This window comes from Xylophilus sp. Leaf220 (assembly GCF_001421705.1).
In the GTDB taxonomy this organism is placed as follows: Bacteria; Pseudomonadota; Gammaproteobacteria; order Burkholderiales; family Burkholderiaceae_C; genus Xylophilus.
Window position 1 is genome coordinate 23,750 of the sequence record NZ_LMKO01000006.1, and the last position, 22,440, is coordinate 46,189.

A 22,440-nucleotide genomic window follows, 5' to 3' on the forward strand; every position below is an offset into this window, starting at 1 on the left:
AAAGGCCTGTGAAACAAGGGCTTTCCCTCCGAGTGTCGCAGCACCTGGCGCTGACGCCGCAGCTGCAGCAGTCGATCCGGCTGCTGCAGCTGTCGACGCTGGAGCTGAGCCAGGAGGTCGAGCAGATGCTCGACGACAACCCGTTCCTGGAAGTCACGCAGGACGAGGCGCCGCGGGAAGAGTTCGGCGTGGCGCAGGCCGACACGCCGGCGCCCGACGAGGGGCCGGTGGCCGCCGAAGATGCTCCTTATTCGATAGCAGACAGTCGGGATTCCACCACGGCTACGGCCACGAATGACGATGCAGCCGCGTCCGACACCGAGCGCAGCATCGGCGAGGACGAGCCCAGCTGGGACGGCGACGGCGGCACCGACACCGCGCCCGACGACGGCGAATGGGGCGGCGATGCGCCGGCCCGCAAGAACAACCTGGGCGACGACGGCGAGGTCGATGCGACCGAGCTGGCGCGCAGCCAGGAATCGCTGCAGTCGCATCTGCACCGGCAGGCGCTGTCGCTGCGCCTGTCGCCGCTCGACAGCGCGGCGCTGCGCTTCCTGATCGAATCCTTGAACGACGACGGCTACCTGGAGGACTCGCTGCCCTCGCTGGCCCTGGGCCTGGCCGGGGCCGGCGAGGAGCATGCCGACGACGTGGACGAGCTGGTCCACCGCTTCACCGTCGCCCTGCGCCTGCTGCAGCACCTGGACCCGACCGGCGTCGGCGCGCGGGATCTGCGCGAATGCCTGACGCTGCAGCTGCAGGCCCTGAAAGACGCCGGCGACGACGACGCGAGCGATCCGGCGGTGCTCGACGCCGCCCTGCGCATCTGCGCCCAGCCGATGGAGCTGCTGGCCCGGCGCGACGTCAAGCGCCTGACCGCGCTCTGCGGCGCCAGCGACGAGACCACCCGTACCGCGATGGCGCTGATCGCCCGGCTGGAGCCCAAGCCCGGCCGCCGCTTCGTCGACGTGGAGCGCAACGTGGTCGTGCCCGACGTGCTGGTGCGCCGCATCGGCCGCGGCACCAACGTGCGCTTCCAGGTGCAGCTCAACGGCGATGTGATGCCCCGGCTGCGGGTGCACGACATCTACGCCAACGCGCTGCGCCAGCACAAGGGCCAGAACAGCCAGGCGCTGCAGCAGCGGCTGCAGGAAGCGCGCTGGTTCATCAAGAACATCCAGCAGCGCTTCGACACCATCCTGCGGGTCTCCAACGCCATCGTCGAGCGGCAGAAGGCCTTCTTCGTGCACGGCGAGCTGGCGATGCGCCCGCTGGTGCTGCGCGAGATCGCCGACGAGCTGGGCCTGCACGAGTCGACCATCAGCCGCGTCACCACCGCCAAGTACATGTCGACGCCCTACGGCACCTTCGAGCTGAAGTACTTCTTCGGCTCGGCGCTGGGCACCGAGACCGGCGGCAACGCGTCGAGCACCGCGGTGCGAGCGCTGATCAAGCAGTTCGTCTCGTCGGAAAGCCCGGCCAAGCCGCTGTCGGACAGCCAGATCTCCGAGATGCTCAAGGAGCAGGGCATCGAATGCGCCCGCCGCACCGTGGCCAAGTACCGCGAGGCGCTGCGCATCGCGCCGGCCAACCTGCGCAAGGCGCTCTAGGGCCCAGGCGGCAGCGGGCCACTCGCCGCCGTCCGCCGCACAGTGCCGCGGGTCAGAACGGGTAGTGCCGCTCGCCCATCTGCAGCGTGATCCAGCGCAGCTCGGTGAACGCCTCGATCCCCGCCTTGCCGCCGAAACGGCCCCAGCCCGAATCCTTCACCCCGCCGAAGGGCATCTGCGCCTCGTCGTGCACCGTGGGGCCGTTGACGTGGCAGATGCCCGACTCGATCCGGCGCGCCACCTGCCAGGCCCGGGCCACGTCGCGGCCGAACACCGCGGCCGACAGGCCGAACGGGTTGTCGTTGGCGCAGGCGATGGCGGCCTCGGTGCCGTCCACCCGCACGATGGGCTTGACCGGGCCGAAGGATTCCTCGTGGTAGATCTCCATCTCGCGGGTGACGTGGTCGAGCACGGTGGCGGGCATCAGCGTGCTGTCGGCCTTGCCGCCGCAGAGCAGGGTGGCGCCCTTGGCCAGCGCGTCGTCGACCATGCGGTTGCAGCGCTCGACCGTCGCCATGTCCACCACCGAGCCCAGCACCACCGGGCCCTGGCGCGGATCGCCCAGCGGCAGGGTGCGGGCCTTGGCGGCGAAGGCTTCGGCGAAGGCGTCGGCCACCTTCGCATCGACCACGATCCGCTCGGTCGACATGCAGATCTGGCCCGAGTTGGCGAAGGAGCCGAAGGCGGCGGCATCCACCGCGGCGGCGATGTCGGCGTCGTCCAGCACCACGAAGGGCGCCTTGCCGCCCAGCTCCAGCACCGCGGGCTTCAGGTACCGGGCGCAGGTCTGCGCGATCAGCCGGCCGACGTGGGTGGAGCCGGTGAAGTTGACCCGCCGCAGCGCGGGGTGGGCCACCATCGCCTCGACCACCGCGGCCGCGTCGGCCGGGGCGTTGGTGACGAAGTTGACCACGCCCGGCGGCAGGCCGGCCTCCTGCAGCGCCTCGACGATCAGGCCGTGGGTCTGCGGGCAGAGTTCGGAGCCCTTCAGCACCACCGTGTTGCCGCAGGCCAGCGGCGTGGCGATGGCGCGCACGCCCAGGATCACCGGTGCGTTCCAGGGCGCGATGCCCAGCACCACGCCTGCCGGCTGGCGCACCGCCAGCGACAGGCTGCCCGGCACGTCCGAAGGGATCTGCTCGCCGCCCACCTGGGTGGTGAGCGCCGCCGCTTCCAGCAGCATGCCCGCGGCCAGGTGCACGTTGAAGCCGGCCCACATGCCGGAGGCACCGGTCTCGGCGGCCATGGCGGCGGCGAACGCCTCGCCCTTGGCCTCCAGCGCGGCCGAGGCCTTGATCAGCAGCGCGCGCCGGGCGCCGGGGCCCAGCGCGGCCCAGGCGGGAAAGGCCTGCGCCGCCGCATCGACCGCGGCGCGGGCGTCGTCGGGCGTGGCCGCCGGGGCGGTGGTCGCCACCTGGCCGTCGAGCGGGTTCTTGCGGGTGAAGGTGGCGCCGTTGCCGGCAGGACGGGGCTGGCCGCCGACGAGCATGGAAATGGTGGACATGGGCCGTGTCTCCTGGGTGGACGGGATCGGGTTGGGGAGCCTCCCATGCTACGCAGCCGCGCCGCTGGCGGCTTGACTGGGAGCGCACGCCGGCATGTCCCACGGCGCAATCCGGCGGGAGGAAACCCGGGTGGCGCCCACGGTGCCGTCCGTGCCGGATCAGAATCCTTCCAGCACCACCTTGCCGCGCGCCGAGCCGCTCTCCAGCAGCGCATGCGCACGCTTCAGGTTGGCGGCGTCGATGGTGCCGAAGTGCTCGGCCAGCGTGGTGCGCACCCGGCCGGCATCGACCAGCGCCGCCACTTCGGCCAGCAGGCGGCCCTGTTCGGCGATGTCGGGCGTGTCGAAGATCGGCCGGGTGAACATCAGCTCCCAGTGCAGCGAGAGCGCCTTGCGCTTGAGCGCGGTGACGTCCAGCGCGTCCATGTCGTCGATCAGGCCCAGCTTGCCCTGCGGCTTCAGGGCCTCGACGATCTGGGCGTAGTGGTGCTGGGTGTGCGTCAGGCTGGCGACCAGGTCCACCGCGGGGATGCCGGCGGCGCGCAGTTCCTCTGCCAGTGGGCGGGTATGGTCGATCACCAGGTGGGCGCCCAGGTCCAGGCACCACTGGCGCGTCTCGGGCCGCGAGGCGGTCGCCACCACCCGCAGCTGCGTCAGGGTGCGGGCCAGCTGGACCAGGATCGAGCCGACGCCGCCCGCCCCGCCGACCACCAGCAGCGTCTGCCCGGCGCCGCCGCCCTTGGGCACGCCCAGACGGTCGAAGAGCAGTTCGTACGCGGTGATGGTCGTCAGCGGCAGTGCGGCGGCCTGCGCGTCGTCGAGCGTGGTGGGCGCCAGCGCGGCGATGCGGGCATCGACAGCGTGCAGCTCGCTGTTGCAGCCGGGCCGGACGATGGAGCCGGCGTAGTACACCCGGTCGCCGGCCTGGAAGCCCTGCACCTCGGCGCCGATGGCCTCGACGATGCCCACCGCGTCCCAGCCGAGCACCTTGGCCGCGCTGCCCTCGTCGGGCGCGGTGCTGCGCCGCACCTTGGTGTCGACCGGGTTGACCGACACCGCCCGCACCCGCACCAGCAGGTCGCGCGGGCCAGGTGTCGGGTCGGGGAGCTGCAGGTCCTCGAGGGCTGCGCGTTCGGTGATCGGGAGGGGATGGCGGTAGCCTACGGCTTTCATGGCGGGTCCTGTGAGGGGGTGATCGATGCAACCATTCTGCGATGCCAGAGCCCGGTTTGATAAGTCCCCCGGCAGCACTATCATTTTCAAATGAAGATTGAAAATCTATCCGACCTGCGGGTGCTGGTGCTCACCGCCCGCGGCGGCACCCTCACCGCCGCGGCCCAGGCCCTGCAGATCACGCCCGCCGCCGCCAGCGCCACACTGAAGCGGCTGGAGGCGCAGCTGGGCGTGCGGCTGTTCGAGCGCTCCACCCGCGTGATGCGGCTCACCCCGCAAGGCCAGGTGATGCTCGACTACGCCAACCGCGCCTTCGACCTGCTGGCCGAGGGCACGGCCCAGGTGGCCGACGACCGGGCCGCGCTGGTCGGCACGCTGCGGGTGGCGGCGCCGTCGGATCTGGCGCGCACCGTGCTGCAGCCGTGGATCGCCGAATTCCTGCAGGACCATCCCGGCGTGCGGCTGGACCTGCGGGTGGGCGACCGGCCGCTGGACGTGCTGCGCGACGAGGTGGACGTGGCGATCCGCTACGGCGCCCTGGCCGATTCGCGGCTGGTGGCGCGGCTGCTGGCGCACGCCAACCCGGTCCTCTGCGCAGCGCCCGCCTATCTGCAGCGCCATCCGGCGCCGGCGGTGCCGGCCGACCTCGCGTGCCACAACTGCATCACCTTCCGCCGCGCCGGTCGCCGCAACCGGGTCTGGCGCTTCGCCCGGGACGGCCACTGGACGGAGGTGCGGGTCGACGGCGACCGCAGCGTGGACGACGCCGGCCTGGCCCGCGAATGGGCCGTCGCCGGCCACGGCGTGGTGCTGAAATCGGCGATCGACGTGCAGGCCGACATCGCGGCCGGTCGCCTGGTGCCGCTGCTGCCCGACTGGCAGACCGAGGCCTACCCGCTGCACGCCCTGTTGCCCAGCGGCCGGTTCGTGCCTGCGCGGGTGCGGGCGCTGGTGGACTTCCTGGCGCGGCGCTTCGCCCCGGCCGACCCTGCCGGGCCCGGGGTTCGACCCCGGATGCAGCGGGCGGGCCGCTCCGCATAATGCACCGAGCCCCCGTCTGCCGCCAATGCCCGCGCCCCACCATTTCTCCACCGACCACGTTGCGCCGCGCGAGCGGGCGCCGCAGTGGTGCGAGTGGATCGGACGGCACTTCGGCGGCCTGCAGACCGACCTGTACGGCGACACCGACTTCGACGGCCGCCTGCAGGCCGCGCAGGCCGGCGAGGTGATCCTGACCCGGCTGGAGGCCGACCGCCACCGGGTGCTGCGCAGCGACGACCAGGCCCGGCGCAGCGAGGCCGGCTACCTGAAGATCATCGCCCCCTGGCAGGGCCGCGCCCAGGTCGAGCAGCACGGCCGCAGCGCCTGCGTGCAGGAAGGCGGCTGGGCGATCTACGACACCACCCGCCACTACGCGGTGGCCAACCCCGACCGCTCCGACCACCTGATCGTGATGCTGCCGCTGCACCGGTTCGCCGGCAGCGCCGCGCAGACGGCCGCGGCCCTGGCCCGCCACGTGGGCGGCGCCGCCGGCATCTCGCGCGTGGCGCTGCAGGCGATGCGCAGCACCTACCAGGAGCTGCCCCACATGGGCGCCGAGGCGGCGCACGGCGCGGGCGAACTGATCCTGCAGCTGGTCCAGCTCTCGCTGCAGGAGGCGGCCGGCCGGCCCGGCCCCGAGGCGCGGCGCGCCGCCCTGCAGGACCGCATCCGCCTGCTGGTGCGCCAGCAGCTGCGCGACCCGGCGCTCAGCCTCGCGCGCATCGCGGGTGCCCTGCAGTGCAGCAAGCGGCAGCTGCACCACGCCTTTTCGGCCGGCGACGACGGCACCCTGGCCGGCTACATCGTCCGCCAGCGCATCGAGGCCTGCATGCGCGACCTGCGGTCGCCCGCCCACGCCCACCGCACCGCCACCGAGATCGCGCTGGGCTGGGGCTTCAACAGCAGCGCCCATTTCAGCCGGGCCTTCCGCCAGCACACCGGCGAGGCGCCCTCGGCCTTCCGGCAGCGGCAGCCGGGCGGCTGACCGGCTCGCCGCATCGCACCGCGCCGTGCCCGGCGCGACTATCCTCGTTCCCTTTTGCCGCGACCGTACCCATGGGCGAATTCGACCTGATCCAGCGCTATTTCAAACGCCCCGCCCGGCGCTCGCCCCTCGGCGTGGGGGACGACTGCGCGCTGCTCGCGCCCTGTCCCGGCATGCAGCTGGCGGTGTCGTCGGACATGCTGGTCGAGGGCCGGCATTTCCTCCCGACGGTCGATCCGGTGCGGCTCGGCCACAAGGCGCTGGCGGTCAACCTGAGCGACCTGGCCGCCTGCGGCGCCGAGCCGCTCGCCTTCACCCTGGCGCTGTCGCTGCCGGCGGTGGACGAGGCCTGGCTGGCCGGCTTCTCGCAGGGCCTGCTGGCGCTGGCCGACGCCCACGGCTGCGACCTGGTCGGCGGCGACACCACCCGCGGCCCGCTCAACATCTGCATCACCGTCTTCGGCGAAGTGCCCGCCGGCCAGGCCCTGCTGCGCAGCGGCGCACGGGCGGGCGACGACCTGTGGGTCAGCGGCACCCTGGGCGACGCCCGGCTGGCGCTGGAAGTGTTTCGCGGCACGCTGGACGTTCCCGCCGAGACCTTCGCCGCCGCCCGCCTGCGGATGGAAGCGCCCACGCCCCGCGTCGCCCTGGGCACCGCGCTGCGCGGCATCGCCACCAGCGCGGTCGACATCAGCGACGGCCTGCTGGGCGACCTGGGCCACGTGCTGCGCGCCAGCGGCGTCGGCGCGACGATCGATACCTCGGTTGCTATTGATTTGATAGCTGGCGGCCGGCGCGGATCGCCGGCTGCAGGCCTTTTTTCTTCGGAAAAGCGGCTGGAGCTGGTGCTGGCGGGCGGTGACGACTACGAGCTGGCCTTCACCGCGCCGGCCGCTGCGGCCGACCGGGTGCGGGCCGCCGGCGCGGCCAGCGGAACGCCGGTCACCCGCATCGGATCGGTCGTGGCTGGCAGCGGCGTGCAGTTGCGGGACGGGGCGGGTGCCGCGGTGGACGGGCGCTTCGCGTCGTTCGACCATTTCGCCTGAGGCGGCGCGGCCGCGGGGCGTGCCGAGCCGCTAACACGGCACGATCGGCGGGTAGCCGCCGTCGCCGTCCGGCCACGGCGTCAGCACTTCGAAGCCGTCGGGCGTCACGGCCACCATGTGCTCCCACTGGGCGGACAGCGACCGGTCCTTCGTCACCACCGTCCAGCCGTCGGCCAGGGTCCTGGTCTCGCGCCGGCCGGCGTTGAGCATCGGCTCGATGGTGAAGACCATGCCCGGCTCCAGCCGCAGCCCCTCGCCGCGGCGGCCGTAGTGCAGCACCTGGGGCTCGTCGTGGTAGGTGGTGCCGATGCCGTGGCCGCAGAACTCGCGCACCACCGAGAAATGCTCCCGGTGCGCGACCGTCTGGATCGCGTGGCCCACGTCGCCCAGGGTGGCGCCGGGACGCACCTGGCGGATGCCGGCGGCCAGCGCCTCCCAGGTGGTGGCGACCAGCCGGCGCGCCAGGGTGCTGGGCTCGCCGACGAAGAACATCCGGCTGGTGTCGCCGAACCAGCCGTCGTGGACGAGCGCCACGTCGAGGTTGACGATGTCGCCCTTCTTCAGGACCTTGTCGGGCGACGGGATGCCGTGGCACACCACCTGGTTGACCGAGGCGAGGATCGTCTTGGGATAGCCCTGGTAGCCGATGTTGGCCGGCGTGGCGCCCAGCACGTCGACGATGTAGCGGTGGCAGATCGCGTCGAGCGCCTCGGTGCTGACGCCCGGCCGCACATGCGGCGCCACCATCGCCAGCACCCCGGCCGCCAGCCGGCCGGCAGCGCGGGCCTGGGCGATCTCGGCGGGCGTGCGGATCGGGACGCCGTGGCCCCTCATGCCGCGCGCTTCACCGCGGGGGCGATGGCCGGCACGGTGGGCGGCAGCAGGCCGTCCAGGTCGAACCCGCCCGCCTGCTCCGCCCGGATCAGCATTTGGCTGATGTCCCGGTGGTTCAGGTCGGGGTGGAGTTCCGACAGCATGCCGACCCGCATCCAGTGCTCGGCCTGCGCATTGATCGAGCGGCTCAGCGCGTTGCCCGCCACCCGCAGGTCGGCGTGCATGCGGTCGGAAATTTTGACGATACCCATGGGTCGGCATTATACGAAACGTATACGAATCGTAGTTTTTCGGGTTTCGCGATGGGCACCCGGCCCAGGGCGGCGTCGCGGGCTATGCCGCGTCGACGGTTCCCAGGAAGTCGCCCACCGCATCCAACACCCCCTCGGCCGCTTCCTTGTGCGGCACATGCCCGGCCCCGTCGAAGGTGCGTACCGTCACCACGCCGGCGGCATGCGCGGCGATCCGCCCGGCATGCGCGGCCGAGCCGAACGCGTCCTCGCTGCCGCGCAGCACCAGGGTCGGCTGCCGCAGGCGGCGCAGTTCGGCATCGAGGTTCCAGCCGGCGAATGCCGGCGCGAGCCAAGTCTCGGTCCAGGCGGCCAGTACCCAGGCCGCCTTGTCGCCGTGGTAGCGGGCCAGCCGCTCGACCTGGCCGGGTTCCGCGAACGAGGCCTGGGCCGCGCGCACGCCGTCCAGCGTCATCGCCTCGGCGAAGGCCTGGGCCGATTCGACGACCACCGCCCGGCACCGTGCGGGGTAGGCGGCGCCGATGCACAGCGCCATGCCGCCGCCCACGCTGTGCCCGAAGGCCACGAACCGGTCGATCCCGAAATGCGCCAGCACCGCCGCGAAGTCGCCCTGCGCCTCCTGCTGCACGAAGTCGAGCGCCAGCCGGCCCGGGTGCGGGTCGGACCGGCCGAAGCCGAGGCGGTCGTAGGCCACCACATCCCGCCCGCTGCGTTCTGCCAGCGCCTGCGGAAACGACCGCCACAGGTCGACGCTGCCGAGCGAGTCGTGCAGCAGCACGATCGGCGGCTGCGGGCGGCGGGCGCCGTGCGCGGGCCACCGGCAGGCGTGCAGCCGGCCGGCCGGGGTGGCGATGAAGGCTTCTTCCGCGGCGGGTTCGGCAGGGGTCATGGCGGGGGGTATCCAGGTGGGACGGCGCACGGCTGCGTTTCGGTGCCGGTCTCCACGTGCCACCACGGCGGCAGCAGCGCGCGCACCTTCTTCCGGGCGAACCGGTCGTCCATCAACCATACCGTGCCCCGGTCCTCGGCCGAGCGGATCACCCGGCCGGCGGCCTGGGTGACCTTCTGCAGGCCGGGGTAGAGGTAGGTGTAGTCGTAGCCCCGGCCCGCGCCGATGCGGGCGTCGAGCGCCTGGCGCAGCCGCTCGTTGACCGGGTTCACCTGCGGCAGCCCCAGCGTCGCGACGAAGGCGCCGATCAGCCGGTCGCCGGCCAAGTCGATGCCTTCGCCGAACACGCCGCCCAGCACCGCGAAGCCGACGCCGCGGCCGCCGGGGGCGAAGCGGGCCAGGAAGGCGTCGCGCTCCGGCTCGGCCATGCTGCGCGACTGTTCCCAGGTGGGGATCGCCGGGTGCCGCGCGTGCAGCCGGTCGGCGGCGCGGCGCAGGTAGTCGAAGCTGCTGAAGAAGGCCAGGTAGTTGCCCGGCGCCGCGGCGTACTGCGCCGCGACCAGGTCGCCCACCGCATCCAGGCTGGCCTCGCGGTGCTGCCAGCGGGTCGAGATGTGCGGCGCGACCCGCACCCGCAGCTGCCCCGCGGTGTAGGGCGAGGGGATGTCGACCGCCACCGTGTCCGCGGGCAGGCCGAGCATCTCGCGGTGGTAGTCGGCCGGCCGCAGCGTGGCGGAGAACAGGGTGGTGGCGTGCGCCGCCGCGAACCGCGGCGCGAGGAACCCGGCCGGCACCAGGTTGCGGATGTGCAGACGCAGGCCCTTGCCGTCGGACCGGCACACCGCGTCGAACATCGAGTGGCCGCCGGGGAAGCTGTCGGCCCGCTTGCCGAAGTCGAGCAGTTCGAACCAGAAGCGCTGCAGCGTGTCGCCGGGGCCGGTGGTGGGCTGCGCGACCAGCGTCTCGCCCACCGCGGCGGCGCAGTCCTGCAGGGCGCGCAGGAAGGCGGGTGGAATGCCATCCGGGAAATCGCGGCGGGCCTCCGGCGCCGGCACGGCGGGTGCCAGCGCCTTCCAGGCACGGCGCAGCCGCTCCAGCGGCGTCTTCAGCGACACGGGCGCCGCGCGCCGGGCCTCGGCGAACAGCAGCGGATCGAGCGCGGCCGAGTACATGCCGCGCGCCCGCTCGACCAGGTTGTGCGCCTCGTCGACCAGCACGCCGCTGCGCCAGCCGGCCTCGGTGGAGAGGGCGAACAGCATCGCGCTGCCGTCGAACCAGTGGTTGACGTCGCCCACCACCACGTCGCACCAGCGGGCCATCTCCTGGCCCAGGTAGTAGGGGCAGACATCGTGCGCCAGGGCGACGCTGCGCAGCGCGGTGCGGCCCAGCGGACCTGCGGCCTGCGCGGCCGCGGCACGCGCGGCCGGCAGCCGGTCGTAGAAGCCGCGGGCCAGCGGGCAGGATTCGCCGTTGCAGGCGCGGTCGGGGTACTCGCAGGCCTTGTCGCGCGCCACCAGTTCCAGCACCCGCAGCGGCAGCGGGGCGGCGGGTGCGGCAGCGGCGGCCAGCCGCGCCAGCGCATCGAGCGCCACCTGGCGGCCCGAGGTGCGCGCGGTCAGGAAGAACACCCGGTCGAGGCCCGGCCGGGCATCGCCCTGCGGCACGCAGGCCTTGAGCGCCGGGAACAGGGTCGCGACGGTCTTGCCGATGCCGGTGGGCGCCTGGGCCAGCAGGTGGCGCCCGCCGCGCTGGCTGCGGTAGACGGCTTCGGCCAGCGGGCGCTGGCCCGGCCGGAAGTCGGCGAACGGGAACGGCAGCGCCGCCAGCGCCGCGTCGCGGGCCGCGCGGTGGGCGATCTCCTGGCGCGCCCACGCGACGAAGGCGGCGCAGCGCGCCTCGAACCGCGCCCGCAGGGTGGCCGCATCGTGGTGCTGTGCCAGCACCGTCTCGGCGCCGGAGCCGATGTCGTAGTAGACGAGCGCCAGTTCGATCTCGGGCAGCCCGCGCGCCTCGCACAGCAGCCAGCCGTACACCTCGGCCTGCGCCCAGTGCAGCAGCCGCTGGTGGGCCGGCTGGCGCGCCAGGTCGCCGCGGTGGGTCTTGATCTCTTCGAGGCGGTTTGCGGCCGGGTCGTAGCCGTCGGCCCGGCCCCGCACCCGCAACGGCCCCCAGGTGCCCGCCAGCGACACCTCGCGCTCGTAGCCTGCCGGCCGCCGCGCGGTCACCGCCGTGTGGCCGGCGATGCCCTCCTGCGCAGAGGGCGACGGGTTGAACCGCTGGTCGAGGTCGCCGGCCCGGGCGGTGAAGTCGCAGAGCATGCGCACCGCCACGGCGAACGACGCGGGCGGTGCGGGGGTGTCGTCGGCGGCGTCCATCGGAGGGCATCGTAGCGGCGGGCGCGCGCCGGCACCGGCGTCCGGGCATTCGGCGGCACCGGCGTCCGGCCCCGTCGCGGCAGGGTCCGGCACCGCGGGTCTGCGCGCTTTCCCTGTCACCGAACCTACATGCGCCGTTCACACAATGGCGGCTCCACCCTCAGGAGACAAGCACCATGCCCGCTCGCACGCCGCCCCTGCGCCTTCTCGTCTCCGCCGCCGCCGCCGGCCTGCTGGCCACCGCCTGCGGGGGCGGCGACGGCGGATCGACCCTGCCCACCCTCGACGGCGCCATGCCGCTGGTGATCGGCCACCGCGGCCTGCCGGGCCTGTTCCCCGAGGAAACCCGGCTCGCCTACGAGGCCGCGGCCGATGCCGGCGCCGATTCGCTCGAGCTCGACCTGCACCTGACCCGCGACTGCGTGCTGGTGGCCCGCCACAACCCCTGGCTCTCTGACAACACCAACGTCGCCGACGTCGCCAAGACCAACGCATCGGTCGCGGCCCGCAAGCGCACCGTGCCCGGCCGGCTGGTCAACGTGCCCTACGACGCCAAGGTCTTCGGCGGCCCGGCCCAGTACCTGACCGACCTGACCAACCCGGCCGATCCGAAGTCGGTGCTGAAATCCCTGGTGGTCGACGGCGAGGACCATACCGGCGACTGGTCGATCACCGACTTCACCATGGCCGAGTTTCGCACCCTGATCGCCGGTACCACCTACGACGCCCGCACCGAGCGCCCCACCGAGCTCAACGGCAAGCTGCCGATCGTCAGCTTCCAGGAGGTGATCGATGTGGCCCGCGCCAGGAGCGCCGCCACCGGCCGCACGATCTCGGTCTACCCCGAGACCAAGAACCCGATCTGGAACAACGCGCAGGCGATCGCCAACGGCTGCGGCCGGGCCGGCAGCCGGCCGCTGGAAGACGCGCTGCTGAAGTCGCTCAACGACAACGGCCTCAACAACCGCGGCGCCGCGGTGTTCGTGCAGAGCTTCGACCCGGCCAGCCTGAAGTACCTGCGCAGCGCCGGCCTGCAGGCCAGGGCGGTGCAGCTGGTGGACGGCAACGCGGTCGACTACCGCACCGGCGCGCTCATCTACGAAGCCAGCAACTCCGACCACTTCGTCTCGGCCCGTCCCTACAGCTGGATGCTGGCCGGCGACACCCGGTATTTCGGCGCAATGCTCACCCCCGCGGGCCTGGCCGAGATCAAGACCTACGCCGACGGCATCGGCCCGTGGAAGCCGCAGGTCATGGCGTGGAAGGTCTCGCCCTTCAAGGACCGCAACGCCGACGGCACGCCCTACACCGGCGCGCTCGCCGACGTGAACAGCGTCACCCCCACCGCCCTGATCGGCGACGCCCACCGCGCCGGCCTGATCGTGCACACCTTCACCTTCCGCAACGAGCGCCGCTACCTGCCGGGCCTCTACAACGGCGACCCGGCGGCCGAGTACAAGGACTTCTTCCGCGCGGGCATCGACGGCGTGTTCAGCGACTTCGCCGGTACCGCGGTGGCGGCCCGGACGGACTGGCTGCGCGAAACCGGGCGCTGAGACGGCCGGGCGCCGGCAAAGCCGCCCGAGTGCGCCGCCGCGGCTCTTTCGACCCGTGCACCGCGGGCGAGGGCCGAGCCGGCAGAATCGGGGCGTGCGTGCGGCCCTTCGGCCGCCGCGTTTCCTGCGCCCCCGCGGCGTCGCCCATGTCGCTCACCGAATTCTCCGTTTCCGCGCCTGCGCCCGGCCCCGCCGCCGCCCCGGCGCCCGTCCGCCCGGTCAAGGCCAACGCCCGCTTCATGCGGGCCCATCCGGCGCACTGGATCGCGCTGGGGTTCGGCTCGGGGCTGAGCCCCGTCGCGCCGGGCACGGCGGGCACGCTCTGGGCCTGGGTGGCTTTCCTGGTGCTGCAGATCTGGTGCACGCCGGCCCAGATCGGCTGGCTGATCGCGGCGTCGCTGCCGGTGGGCTGGTGGGCCTGCACCGTGACCTCGCGCCATCTGGGCACGGCGGATTCGGGCAACATCGTCTGGGACGAGATCGTCGCGTTCTGGGCGGTGCTGTGGCTGGCGATGCCCATGGGGCTGGCGGGGCAGGCGATCGCCTTCGGGCTGTTCCGGTATTTCGACGCCGCCAAGCCCGGGCCGGTGGGCTGGGCCGACAAGGTGTTTCACGGCAGCGGCGCGCGGGGCGCCTTCGGCATCCTGTTCGACGACCTGGTGGCCGCGGGCTGCACCCTGCTGGTGATCACCGGCTGGCGGTACTACCAGTGGTGAGCGCCGCCACCCCTTCCGCCGGCTGGCCGGCAGTCGCCGCACGGCTGCAGGCCCGGGGCTGGATGCTGGCGACGGCCGAGAGCTGCACCGGCGGCCTGATCGCCGCGGCCTGCACCGAGCTGGCCGGCTCCAGCGCCTGGTTCGAGCGCGGCTTCGTCACCTATTCCAACGCCGCCAAGACCGAGTTGCTGGGCGTGCCCGCCGACCTGGTCACCACCCACGGCGCGGTCAGCGAGCCGGTGGCCCGCGCGATGGCCGCCGGTGCGCTGCGGCATGCCCGGGCCCAGCTGGCGGTCGCGGTGACCGGCGTGGCCGGGCCGGGCGGCGGCAGCGCCGAGAAGCCAGTCGGTACCGTGTGGTTCGGCTTCGCCCTGGCGGGCGGCGCGGTGCACGCCGAATGCCGGCGCTTCGACGGCGACCGCGCAGCGGTACGCGCCGCGACGGTCGTCCATGCGCAAGAGCGGCTGCTGGAACTGCTCGGCTGAAGGGATCGCCCCCGCGGTCCGCCGCATGCGGACGACCGTACACGTGTTCACAGAGAAAAGGGGCAGTCGCCGGCGTGATCCGCCGGCTGCTAGCTATCAGATTCATAGCAATACGCTGCCAGGCCGCGTGACGGCGGGCGGCGCATCGGAGACGGCTCGACCGCCGGCCCCGTTCAGACGTGCTTGCCCGTCGGCCCGTCCAGCACCATCCGCACCCGGCGGGCCAGGTCGGCCAGGCGGTAGGGTTTCTTGAGTATTTCGAACTCGACGCCCTCGTCGGTGTTCTTGCCGTCGGAGGAGCCGGCGTAGCCGGTGGTCAGCAGGATGCGGATCTGCGGTACCCGGCGCCGCAGCTCGCGGGCCAGGCCGAAGCCGTTCATGCCGCCGGGCATGATCAGGTCGGAGAAGAGCAGGTCGGGCGTCCATTCGTGCTGGTGGGCCTTGACCATCTCGAGCGCCTCGCGCGCGCTCGAGGCCATGTGGACGGTGTAGCCCAGGTCCTGCAGCATGTCGCGCGACAGGCTGGCCACCTCGATCCGGTCGTCCACTACCAGGATCGTCTCGTTGCCGCCGCGGTCCGCGGCGCGCGGGGTGAGCACGTTGCCGCCCCGCACGATGGTCTCGGACACAGGGAAATACATCCGCACCGTGGTGCCGACGCCGATCTCGGAATAGATGTCGACCGAGCCGCCCGACTGCTTGGCGAAGCCGTAGACCATCGACAGGCCGAGGCCGGTGCCCTTGCCCTCTTCCTTGGTGGTGAAGAACGGGTCCATCACCCGGGCGATGATCTCGGGCGGGATGCCGGTGCCGGTGTCGGTGATCGACAGGCTGACGTAGTGGCCGGGGCGCAGGCCGGCGAAGGCGCTGACGTCCTCCGCGTCGACCTGGATGTTCTTGGTCTTGAGGATGACGGTGCCGCCGTCGGGCATCGCGTCGCGGGCGTTGACCAGCACGTTGAGCACCGCCACCTCGAGCTGGGTCGGGTCGAGCTGGCAGTTGCCCAGGTCGGCCGCCAGTTCGGTCCTGACGGTCACGCCGTTGCCGAGGGTTTCCTTGACCAGTTCGGTGATGCCGCCGGCGATCTGGTTCAGGTTGACCGCCCGGCCCTCCAGCCGCTGCTTGCGCGAGAAGGCGAGCAGCTGCTGGGTGAGCGTCGAAGCCTTGGTGACCGCGCTGCGGATGCTCTCGACGGTGCGGCCGATCGACACGTCGTCGGCGCGGCCGGCCTTGCGGCGCGCGTCGAGCAGGTCCAGGTGGCCGGCCATGACCTGCAGCAGGTTGTTGAAATCGTGCGAGATGCCGCCGGTCAGCTGGCCCAGCGCCTCCATCTTCTGGGCCTGGCCCAGCGCCTCTTCCGCGTCGCGGCGCCGGCTCACGTCGAGCTGCGAGGCGAAGAAGTAGACCAGTTCCTTGTTCTGGTTGTAGACCGGCGAGACGTAGAGCGCATTCCAGAAACTGGTGCCGTCCTTGCGGTAGTTGAGGATCTCGGTGTTGATCTCGCGCCGGTCCTCGATCGCCTCGCGGATCGCGGCGACGGTGGCGGCGTCGGTGTCGGGTCCCTGCAGGAAGCGGCAGTTGTGGCCCACGATCTCCTCGCTGCTGTAGCCGCTCATCGAGATGAAGGCCCGGTTGGCGAAGACGATCGGATTGTCGTGCTGCCGCGGGTCGGTCACCAGCATCGGCATGCGGGTGGTCTCGATCGCGGCGAAGAAGATGTCGTCGCGGTGCTCGGCGATCGCGTTGGCGCCCGATTCCAGGACGCCCACTTCGGGGGGCAGCGAATTGCGGATCCGGGGCTTTTCTGACTGGGACATCGAGGGAAGCGACTGCTCCGGGCGCCGCGGCAAAAAGGGGTGGGGGAGGGACGGCCGCGTCGAACGGCGAAGGCGGATTGTAGTAAAGCAGTACGCGCATGCGGTGTGACCGGATGCAGCCGTGGCCGGCGGTGCCGCAGGGCTTGCGGGATGCGCGCGCCGCATGCGCGGGGGTCGGGCGAGGTCCGGGAGAACGCCCAAAATTCAAAAGAAAAAGTACCGCTGGCCCGCGTGGAAGGCCGGCCTCCAGCTATGGTTTCGATAGCGTACGTGCGCAGGCGTTTCGCCGGCCCGCTGCGGCGCGGCGGGCGTCAGGGCGCCGCGCCGCGAAAGCGCCTGGCCGCCTGTCGGGTCACCTCGGCCAGCAGCTGCTCCTGGTGCTGGCGCTCGCGCAGCCAGCGGGCGTCGTTCTGCCCGGCGCTCACGTCGCCGCGCAGCAGGTGCAGCGCGGCGGCGGCGCCCTGCGATTCGGCATGGCGCTGCACCTGGTGCATCGTCAGCAGGATGTGGTCGCGCAGCGGCATGTGGCTGCCTGTGGCGGCGTCGACGTAGTTGGCCTCCAGCCCGAAGCGGCAGGCCTGGAAGCGGTTGGTGGTGTAGGCGAGGTAGTCGTCCTCGTCGGGCATGAAGGGCTGCTCGGCCAGGAACCAGGCGGCGAGCGACTGCACGTAGCCGGCCAGCGCCGCGGCCCGCTCGACCGTCAGCGGCGTGTCGAACACCCGGATCTCCACCGTGCCGTACTCGGGCTTGGGCCGGATGTCCCAGTAGAAATCCTTCATGTTCTTGACCACGCCGGTGCGGGTCATCTTGGCGTAGTAGGCCTCGAACTCCGACCAGTCGAGGGTGAACGGCGCCCGGCCCGACAGCGGGAAGGCGAAGACCGAGTTGAGCCGCGCCGAGTCGAACTGCGTGTCCTGCCCCTGCACGTACGGGCTGGAGGCCGAAAGCGCGATGAAGTGCGGGATGTAGCGCGACATGCGGTGCAGCATCAGCAGGGCGCTGTCGGCGTCGGGGCAGCCGATGTGCACATGCTGGCCGAAGATGGTGAACTGCTTGGAGAGGTAGCCGTAGCGCTCCGACAGCTCCCGGAAGCGCGGCCGGTCGTAGATGCGCTGCTCGTGCCACTGCTGGAACGGGTGGGTGCCGCCGCCGACCACCGCGATGTTGAGCTTGTCGGCCGAGCGCACCAGCGCGTCGCGGATGGTGGAGAGCTGGCCCAGCACCTCCGAGGCCGAATGGCAGACGCCGGTCGACATCTCGATCATGCTCGAGGTCATCTCGGGCACCACCGCGCCCGGCAGCGGCAGGCCCTCCATCACCCGCAGCATGTCCTCGGCATAGGGCGCCAGGTCGTAGTCGTGGGTGTTGACGAGCTGCAGCTCCAGCTCGACGCCCAGCGACAGGGCGCGCGACGGCACGAAGGCCTCAAGCGTCATGCGCGCCTCCTTCGGCCTGCCGCCGCAGGGCACCGCGCCGGCCGCCGAACAGCGACGGCAGCCAGGGCCGCGACGCCTCGCCCGCCCGGTGCAGCGCCACGGTGGCGACCACCGCGCCCAGCAGCTCCATCACCAGGATCGCCGGCAGGGCGACCTGCGCCACCGCGCGGCCGGCGGACCCCTGCGACAGCGCGAACTGCGAGGCGATCAGCAGCGCGATGGAGGACATCGGCGACATCGCGCAGCCCACCCACAGCGCCTGCCGCCAGCTGGCGCCGCTGCCCGCATTGCCCAGCGCCACGCCCACGATCTTGGCCAGCGCCCGGGCGGCGATCAGGACCAGCACCAGGAGCGCGGTCCTGGTCGTCCAGCCGACCTGGGCGGCCACCACCGAGACCAGCACGAACATCATCATGGTGAGCAGCGAGGCCGCGGTGCCCAGCTGCCGCGGCCAGGCCCAGGGCCGCGGATGCAGCTGTTTCAGCAGCATGCCGCCCAGCAGCGCGGCGATCGGCGCCGAGCCGCCCAGGTGCGAGGCGATGCCGGTGGCCGCCACCACCAGGGCCAGCAGCAGCACCGAAGTGTTCTCGCTGGCCGGGCTCATCAGCTTGAGCGCCAGCCGCAGCGCCAGCGCCAGGGCGCCGCCCACCAGCACCGAGATGGCGGCCACCAGCGCCACCGGGTAGAGGCTGGCCAGCAGGTGCAGCTGCTGGCGCTGCTCCAGCTCCGCCTGCGCGGTGCCGAAGGAGAGGGCGTAGAGCGTGCTGAGCGTGGCCAGCACCATCGCCCGGTCGGTCACCGGGCCGGCGGCGCGCATGTCCAGCGCCACCCGGCCCAGCACCGCGGGCGATGCGGCCATCGCCACCAGCGCCAGCGCCTGGGCCACCCGCGCCGGCATCCCGAGCCACTGCAGCGCGTAGGCCACCGCGCAATAGGTCAGCGCCGATTCGGCGACGCTCTGCACCAGCACCATCGGGTTGTGGCGGAACCAGCGCAGCGGGATGCGGCCGCCGGCCTCGAACAGCACGGTGGCGATCGCCAGCTCCAGCAGGAACAGGCCGGTGCCCTGCAGCGGCCACACCGCGCCGCTGAAACCGGCGAAGCCCGCCATGCCGCCCACCAGCGAGTAGCCCACCACCTTGGGCAGGCCGGCGTGGCGGTGGAACAGGTAGCCGGCCAGCGCGGCCAGCGCCAGCAGCAGCGACCACTGCACGGTCGCGAGGCTGGCCGAAGGACGCAGCCAGTCGGCCCAGATCGTCACGATTTCGGTCATCGGTTCATGGTCTCCGAGTGCCGGCGCGGTCGCACCGGCCGGCAGAGGGGCCGGGGCCCGCGGTGGTCAGGTCCCCGCGTTCGACGTGGGCGATCCGCGCGGCACGAAGAACGAGAGCGGCGCATGCCGCAGGCGGGCCCAGATGGCCGAGCGGATGCGGGCGCGCTGGAGGCTGCCGACATTGTGCGCGCGCAGCGCCAGCCGGAACGCCATGGTGAAGCTGACGATCAGGTTGAGCGCGCCGATCACCGGAATCGCCGCCAGGCACCACCAGAACGCCGCCATGTGCAGCACCGCAGGGCCGTAGGCCGCGGCCGCGGCCGCGATCTGGCCGGTGGAGAGCGTGACGTGGCGCGCCTCCAGCCCGATGCCGACGAAGGCCATCAGCGGCGGGATCATGCCCAGCATGAAGCCCAGCGACACGTTGGAGGCGAAGCCCGAGACGTTCTGCCGCATGAAGTGCGCCAGCCGCGCCGCGCGCGGCGTGCCCAGCCAGCGGGTGATGCGCGGGTTGAAGCGCATCGCCGAATCCAGCCGGTGCAGCACGAACCAGTTCTCGGCCCAGCCCGCGACGATGCTGGCCGAGAACAGCAGCACCCCGGTGAAGGCGGCGAAGAAGGCGGTCGGCCCCAGCAGGGTGAGCGCTTCCAGCGTGTGCTGCGCCTCGCGCGGCGAGATCATCGGATGGCCCATGACCACCTGCAGCAGGGCGCCCGCGGCCAGCACCACCGGAAATGCGGTGAATACGTTGCCGAGCACCGCGGCCACCTGGGAGCGGACCAGGTGGGTCACCTCGTCGACGAAGGAATCCATCGACGCGCCGGGGCCCATCTCCTTCAGCTTGGCGGCCATGGCGGGCGCGGTCATCGCCGGCTGCTTGGTGGCCAGGGTGCAGTGCAGCAGCTGGATCAGCACGAAGCTGCCGGCGTACAGCAGGCTCGACCAGATGCCGGTCCAGAAGGCCGACAGGCCCACCGCGGTGATCGCGAACTTGCCGAGCACCGTGCCCGCGGTCAGCACGCCGCCGCCGGCCGCCTGGCGCAGCATGCGGCCGTAGGCGGCGCTGTCGCGGGTGATGTAGTGCTCGCCGGTCTCGGCGCTGCGCTCGGCCACCTTGGCGGCCAGCAGGGAGGAGTTGGCCGAGATGAGGGCGCGCACGCTGCGCCGCTCGTGGCCCAGCAGCACCAGCCGCGACAGCAGCCGGGCGGCGGCCGCCGGTGCGTCGGCCGAGAGCGCGCAGTCGAGCAGTTCGCGGATCCGCAGCAGCCGCTCGCGCAATTGCCGCAGCCGGAACACCAGGCCGACCGAGACGCCGTTCTCTTCCAGGTGGGTGTAGACGGTGGCGGCGGCGAAGCGGCAGGCGTCGAGCCGGGCGCGCAGCTGCCGGGCGGCCCGCTCGAGCGCGGCGTCGTCGCGCGGCAGGCGCTGCGCCTCGACCCGCAGCGCCTCGACGTCGCGGATCAGCGCATGGAACGGCTGGGCCTCGCGCGCGGCGGCGTTCATCCGCAGCCGCAGTTCGGGCGCGAATCCGGTGGAGAGCACCTGTCCGGCGCAGTACATGAGTGCGTCGAGCAGGGCCTGCTGCCAGGGGTCGGGCAGGGGCGCTTCGGTGGTGGCTGTGGCTGCGGGAGGGGCTATGGCTGCGGCAGGCGCGCCGAACAGGTCCGGCGTCCGGGCGGTGGCCGTGGCCTCACCGGGCGGGGCGGGCGCCACGGCGGCCGTGCCGTCCGCCGGCTGCGGCGTGTCGGGCGCGGCCAGCAGGTCGGCGATGCGGCGGCGCTGCCGGCCGTCGAGCAGCGAGATCCACTGCGCGTCGAAGCCGTGGGGCAGCGCCAGCAGGAACAGCTCGGAGGCATCGATCGTCTCGGGGCTGGCCGGCAGGATCTTGCGGCGGATCCGCTCCGACGCCTCGCTGACGAAGGCGCTGCGCGGCGCGAAGCCGAAGTCGGCCAGCAGAGTGGTGATGTCGACCGTGTGCAGCAGCCGCGACCACCAGGCGCGCAGCCGCAGCCGCACCTCGGGCCGCGACTCGACCGCGTCGAGCAGCAGCTGCACCCGGCTGACGGCGGCCTGCGGCGTCGCGCCCTTGCCGCGGATCCAGTCGGTCAGCTCGATCAGCCAGAGGTGGCGCACGGCCAGGGGCGCGGCCGGGTCCAGCCGCTCCAGGATGCCGTTGAGATCGCGCTTGCTGCGCATCAGTGCAGGACCCGGGGCGTGCCGTCTCCGGGCATGGGGCTGGCGTAGGCTTCGAGCACGAAGAGCGGGATCTCGGCGTCGAAGCGGGTGGCGTCCTCGCCCACGCAGAAATAGCTGCCCTGCATCGTGCCGTTGGGGGTGCGCAGCCGGCAGCCGCTGGTGTAGCGGAAGGATTCGCCGGGCTTGAGCAGCGGCTGCTGGCCCACCACGCCCAGGCCCTTGACCTCCTCCACATGGCCCCGCGCGTCGCGGATGATCCAGTGGCGGGCGATCAACTGCGCCGCGACGTCGCCGACGTTGACGACGGTGATCGTGTAGGAGAAGCCGTAGAGGTGCTGCTCGGGCTGCGACTGCGCGGGCAGGTACTGGGGCTCGACCGTGATCTGGAACTGGTGCTTCGGCATGGCGGCGATGTTACTAGGCCCCCTGCGGTCGCGCTGTCGGCTGAGGTGCCGCGACCGTACGGCGTCGCACGGGGCGGGGCGGTCCGGCCTGCGACAATTCCGCCATGAGCCCTGCCGCCCCCCGCCACCGCATCGCCCCCTCCATCCTTTCGGCCGACTTCGCCCGCCTGGGCGAGGAGGTGCGCGACGTCATCGCCGCCGGCGCCGACTGGATCCATTTCGACGTGATGGACAACCACTACGTCCCCAACCTGACCTTCGGCCCGATGGTCTGCCAGGCGCTGAAGCCCCATGCGAAGAAGGCCGACGGCAGCCCGGTGCCGGTGGATGTGCACCTGATGGTCCAGCCGGTCGATGCGCTGGCCGCCGCCTTCGCCGACGCCGGTGCCGACCTGATCAGCTTCCACCCCGAGGCGGCCGCCCATCCGCACCGCAGCATCCAGGCGATCCGGGCCAAGGGCCTGAAGGCCGGGCTGGTGTTCAACCCGGCCACCCCGCTCGACATCCTGGACTGGACGATCGACGACCTCGACCTGGTGCTGGTCATGAGCGTCAACCCCGGCTTCGGCGGCCAGAGCTTCATCGATTCGGCCCTGCGCAAGATCGAACAGGTGCGCAAGCGCATCGACGCCAGCGGCAAGGACATCCGGCTCGAGGTGGACGGCGGCATCAAGACCGACAACATCGCCCGCGTGGCCGCCGCCGGTGCCGACACCTTCGTGGCGGGCAGCGCGATCTTCGGCAAGCCCGACTACCGCGCGGTGATCGACGGCATGCGGGCCGCACTGGCCGGCTGAAAAAGCCCAGGGCGGTCGCCCCGCCGCCGGCGTAGGACCGTGCCGACATTTC

General features: G+C 72.4%; 19 protein-coding genes. 8 read left to right on the forward strand and 11 right to left on the reverse strand.

Features of this window, described 5'->3' with window-relative positions:
* The first annotated feature begins 8 nt into the window (after positions 1 to 8).
* Complete coding sequence (locus ASE76_RS07355; RefSeq protein WP_055837074.1) at positions 9 to 1,610, forward strand: RNA polymerase factor sigma-54; 1,602 nt, start codon at positions 9 to 11, stop codon at positions 1,608 to 1,610.
* A 52-nt stretch (positions 1,611 to 1,662) separates the two neighbouring features.
* Here ASE76_RS07355 and ASE76_RS07360 read toward each other — a convergent pair whose 3' ends face one another.
* Together ASE76_RS07360 and ASE76_RS07365 are read right to left on the reverse strand one after the other, a co-directional pair.
* On the reverse strand, positions 1,663 to 3,114 hold the full coding sequence (locus tag ASE76_RS07360; RefSeq protein WP_055837077.1) for an aldehyde dehydrogenase family protein: 1,452 nt from the start codon (positions 3,112 to 3,114) through the stop codon (positions 1,663 to 1,665).
* 159 nt (positions 3,115 to 3,273) lie between these two features.
* Complete coding sequence (locus ASE76_RS07365; RefSeq protein ID WP_055837079.1) at positions 3,274 to 4,287, reverse strand: zinc-binding alcohol dehydrogenase family protein; 1,014 nt, start codon at positions 4,285 to 4,287, stop codon at positions 3,274 to 3,276.
* A 90-nt stretch (positions 4,288 to 4,377) separates the two neighbouring features.
* Here ASE76_RS07365 and ASE76_RS07370 point away from each other — a divergent pair, with 90 nt between their 5' ends.
* From ASE76_RS07370 to thiL, 3 genes are all read left to right on the forward strand, one after another.
* Positions 4,378 to 5,328, forward strand: a complete 951-nt coding sequence (locus tag ASE76_RS07370; RefSeq protein WP_055837082.1) for a LysR family transcriptional regulator — start codon at positions 4,378 to 4,380, stop codon at positions 5,326 to 5,328.
* Positions 5,329 to 5,353: 25 nt separating this feature from the next.
* Positions 5,354 to 6,313: a helix-turn-helix domain-containing protein gene (locus tag ASE76_RS07375; protein ID WP_055837085.1), complete on the forward strand. Its 960-nt coding sequence runs from the start codon at positions 5,354 to 5,356 to the stop codon at positions 6,311 to 6,313.
* A 71-nt stretch (positions 6,314 to 6,384) separates the two neighbouring features.
* Positions 6,385 to 7,359: a thiamine-phosphate kinase gene (gene thiL, locus ASE76_RS07380; protein ID WP_055837088.1), complete on the forward strand. Its 975-nt coding sequence runs from the start codon at positions 6,385 to 6,387 to the stop codon at positions 7,357 to 7,359.
* A 30-nt stretch (positions 7,360 to 7,389) separates the two neighbouring features.
* Here thiL and map read toward each other — a convergent pair whose 3' ends face one another.
* The 4 genes from map to ASE76_RS07400 form a co-directional block, all read right to left on the reverse strand.
* Positions 7,390 to 8,193: a type I methionyl aminopeptidase gene (map, locus tag ASE76_RS07385; protein ID WP_055837091.1), complete on the reverse strand. Its 804-nt coding sequence runs from the start codon at positions 8,191 to 8,193 to the stop codon at positions 7,390 to 7,392.
* On the reverse strand, positions 8,190 to 8,444 hold the full coding sequence (locus ASE76_RS07390) for a ParD-like family protein (RefSeq protein ID WP_055837094.1): 255 nt from the start codon (positions 8,442 to 8,444) through the stop codon (positions 8,190 to 8,192). Before ASE76_RS07390 ends, map begins: the two co-directional genes overlap by 4 nt.
* Before the next feature lie 82 nt (positions 8,445 to 8,526).
* Positions 8,527 to 9,333: an alpha/beta fold hydrolase gene (locus ASE76_RS07395; protein WP_055837097.1), complete on the reverse strand. Its 807-nt coding sequence runs from the start codon at positions 9,331 to 9,333 to the stop codon at positions 8,527 to 8,529.
* Positions 9,330 to 11,708 (reverse strand): ATP-dependent DNA helicase, encoded by a 2,379-nt coding sequence (locus ASE76_RS07400; RefSeq protein ID WP_055837100.1) that lies wholly within the window; start codon positions 11,706 to 11,708, stop codon positions 9,330 to 9,332. The genes ASE76_RS07395 and ASE76_RS07400 overlap by 4 nt, the downstream gene beginning before the upstream one ends.
* 176 nt (positions 11,709 to 11,884) lie before the next feature.
* Here ASE76_RS07400 and ASE76_RS07405 point away from each other — a divergent pair, with 176 nt between their 5' ends.
* The 3 genes from ASE76_RS07405 (at position 11,885) to ASE76_RS07415 (ending at position 14,465) form a co-directional block, all read left to right on the forward strand.
* Positions 11,885 to 13,264, forward strand: a complete 1,380-nt coding sequence (locus ASE76_RS07405; protein ID WP_055837103.1) for a glycerophosphodiester phosphodiesterase family protein — start codon at positions 11,885 to 11,887, stop codon at positions 13,262 to 13,264.
* 146 nt (positions 13,265 to 13,410) lie between these two features.
* Complete coding sequence (locus tag ASE76_RS07410; protein ID WP_055837105.1) at positions 13,411 to 13,980, forward strand: phosphatidylglycerophosphatase A; 570 nt, start codon at positions 13,411 to 13,413, stop codon at positions 13,978 to 13,980.
* Positions 13,977 to 14,465, forward strand: a complete 489-nt coding sequence (locus ASE76_RS07415) for a CinA family protein (RefSeq protein ID WP_255357270.1) — start codon at positions 13,977 to 13,979, stop codon at positions 14,463 to 14,465. Before ASE76_RS07410 ends, ASE76_RS07415 begins: the two co-directional genes overlap by 4 nt.
* 173 nt (positions 14,466 to 14,638) lie before the next feature.
* Here ASE76_RS07415 and ASE76_RS07420 read toward each other — a convergent pair whose 3' ends face one another.
* From ASE76_RS07420 to apaG, 5 genes are all read right to left on the reverse strand, one after another.
* Entirely contained in the window at positions 14,639 to 16,282 is a 1,644-nt protein-coding gene (locus ASE76_RS07420) for a hybrid sensor histidine kinase/response regulator (RefSeq protein ID WP_055837108.1), read from the reverse strand.
* Between the two features lie 311 nt (positions 16,283 to 16,593).
* Complete coding sequence (locus tag ASE76_RS07425; RefSeq protein WP_055837197.1) at positions 16,594 to 17,718, reverse strand: YbdK family carboxylate-amine ligase; 1,125 nt, start codon at positions 17,716 to 17,718, stop codon at positions 16,594 to 16,596.
* The gene (locus ASE76_RS07430) at positions 17,708 to 18,991 is read right to left on the reverse strand and encodes a cation:proton antiporter (protein WP_055837111.1); all 1,284 of its coding nucleotides are present in this window, start codon (positions 18,989 to 18,991) and stop codon (positions 17,708 to 17,710) included. The genes ASE76_RS07425 and ASE76_RS07430 overlap by 11 nt, the downstream gene beginning before the upstream one ends.
* Positions 18,992 to 19,057: 66 nt before the next feature.
* Positions 19,058 to 21,187: a site-specific recombinase gene (locus ASE76_RS07435; RefSeq protein ID WP_055837114.1), complete on the reverse strand. Its 2,130-nt coding sequence runs from the start codon at positions 21,185 to 21,187 to the stop codon at positions 19,058 to 19,060.
* Positions 21,187 to 21,591 carry a Co2+/Mg2+ efflux protein ApaG gene (gene apaG, locus ASE76_RS07440; protein WP_055837116.1) on the reverse strand — a complete coding sequence of 135 codons (405 nt, stop codon included), beginning with the start codon at positions 21,589 to 21,591 and terminating at the stop codon, positions 21,187 to 21,189. Before apaG ends, ASE76_RS07435 begins: the two co-directional genes overlap by 1 nt.
* Positions 21,592 to 21,695: 104 nt before the next feature.
* Here apaG and rpe point away from each other — a divergent pair, with 104 nt between their 5' ends.
* The gene (gene rpe, locus ASE76_RS07445; protein ID WP_055837119.1) at positions 21,696 to 22,388 is read left to right on the forward strand and encodes a ribulose-phosphate 3-epimerase; all 693 of its coding nucleotides are present in this window, start codon (positions 21,696 to 21,698) and stop codon (positions 22,386 to 22,388) included.
* Positions 22,389 to 22,440: the final 52 nt, after the last annotated feature.

What these genes read in the sequence shown, in the direction of transcription:
- ASE76_RS07405 (WP_055837103.1), top strand. Translation starts at nt 11,885, where the DNA reads ATGCCCGCTCGCACGCCGCCCCTGCGCCTTCTCGTCTCCGCCGCCGCC.
- map (WP_055837091.1), bottom strand. Translation starts at nt 8,193, where the DNA reads ATGAGGGGCCACGGCGTCCCGATCCGCACGCCCGCCGAGATCGCCCAG.
- ASE76_RS07395 (WP_055837097.1), bottom strand. Translation starts at nt 9,333, where the DNA reads ATGACCCCTGCCGAACCCGCCGCGGAAGAAGCCTTCATCGCCACCCCG.
- ASE76_RS07375 (WP_055837085.1), top strand. Translation starts at nt 5,354, where the DNA reads ATGCCCGCGCCCCACCATTTCTCCACCGACCACGTTGCGCCGCGCGAG.
- rpe (WP_055837119.1), top strand. Translation starts at nt 21,696, where the DNA reads ATGAGCCCTGCCGCCCCCCGCCACCGCATCGCCCCCTCCATCCTTTCG.
- ASE76_RS07430 (WP_055837111.1), bottom strand. Translation starts at nt 18,991, where the DNA reads ATGACCGAAATCGTGACGATCTGGGCCGACTGGCTGCGTCCTTCGGCC.
- ASE76_RS07425 (WP_055837197.1), bottom strand. Translation starts at nt 17,718, where the DNA reads ATGACGCTTGAGGCCTTCGTGCCGTCGCGCGCCCTGTCGCTGGGCGTC.
- ASE76_RS07365 (WP_055837079.1), bottom strand. Translation starts at nt 4,287, where the DNA reads ATGAAAGCCGTAGGCTACCGCCATCCCCTCCCGATCACCGAACGCGCA.
- thiL (WP_055837088.1), top strand. Translation starts at nt 6,385, where the DNA reads ATGGGCGAATTCGACCTGATCCAGCGCTATTTCAAACGCCCCGCCCGG.
- ASE76_RS07360 (WP_055837077.1), bottom strand. Translation starts at nt 3,114, where the DNA reads ATGTCCACCATTTCCATGCTCGTCGGCGGCCAGCCCCGTCCTGCCGGC.
- ASE76_RS07390 (WP_055837094.1), bottom strand. Translation starts at nt 8,444, where the DNA reads ATGGGTATCGTCAAAATTTCCGACCGCATGCACGCCGACCTGCGGGTG.
- ASE76_RS07410 (WP_055837105.1), top strand. Translation starts at nt 13,411, where the DNA reads ATGTCGCTCACCGAATTCTCCGTTTCCGCGCCTGCGCCCGGCCCCGCC.
- apaG (WP_055837116.1), bottom strand. Translation starts at nt 21,591, where the DNA reads ATGCCGAAGCACCAGTTCCAGATCACGGTCGAGCCCCAGTACCTGCCC.
- ASE76_RS07400 (WP_055837100.1), bottom strand. Translation starts at nt 11,708, where the DNA reads ATGGACGCCGCCGACGACACCCCCGCACCGCCCGCGTCGTTCGCCGTG.
- ASE76_RS07420 (WP_055837108.1), bottom strand. Translation starts at nt 16,282, where the DNA reads ATGTCCCAGTCAGAAAAGCCCCGGATCCGCAATTCGCTGCCCCCCGAA.
- ASE76_RS07435 (WP_055837114.1), bottom strand. Translation starts at nt 21,187, where the DNA reads ATGCGCAGCAAGCGCGATCTCAACGGCATCCTGGAGCGGCTGGACCCG.
- ASE76_RS07370 (WP_055837082.1), top strand. Translation starts at nt 4,378, where the DNA reads ATGAAGATTGAAAATCTATCCGACCTGCGGGTGCTGGTGCTCACCGCC.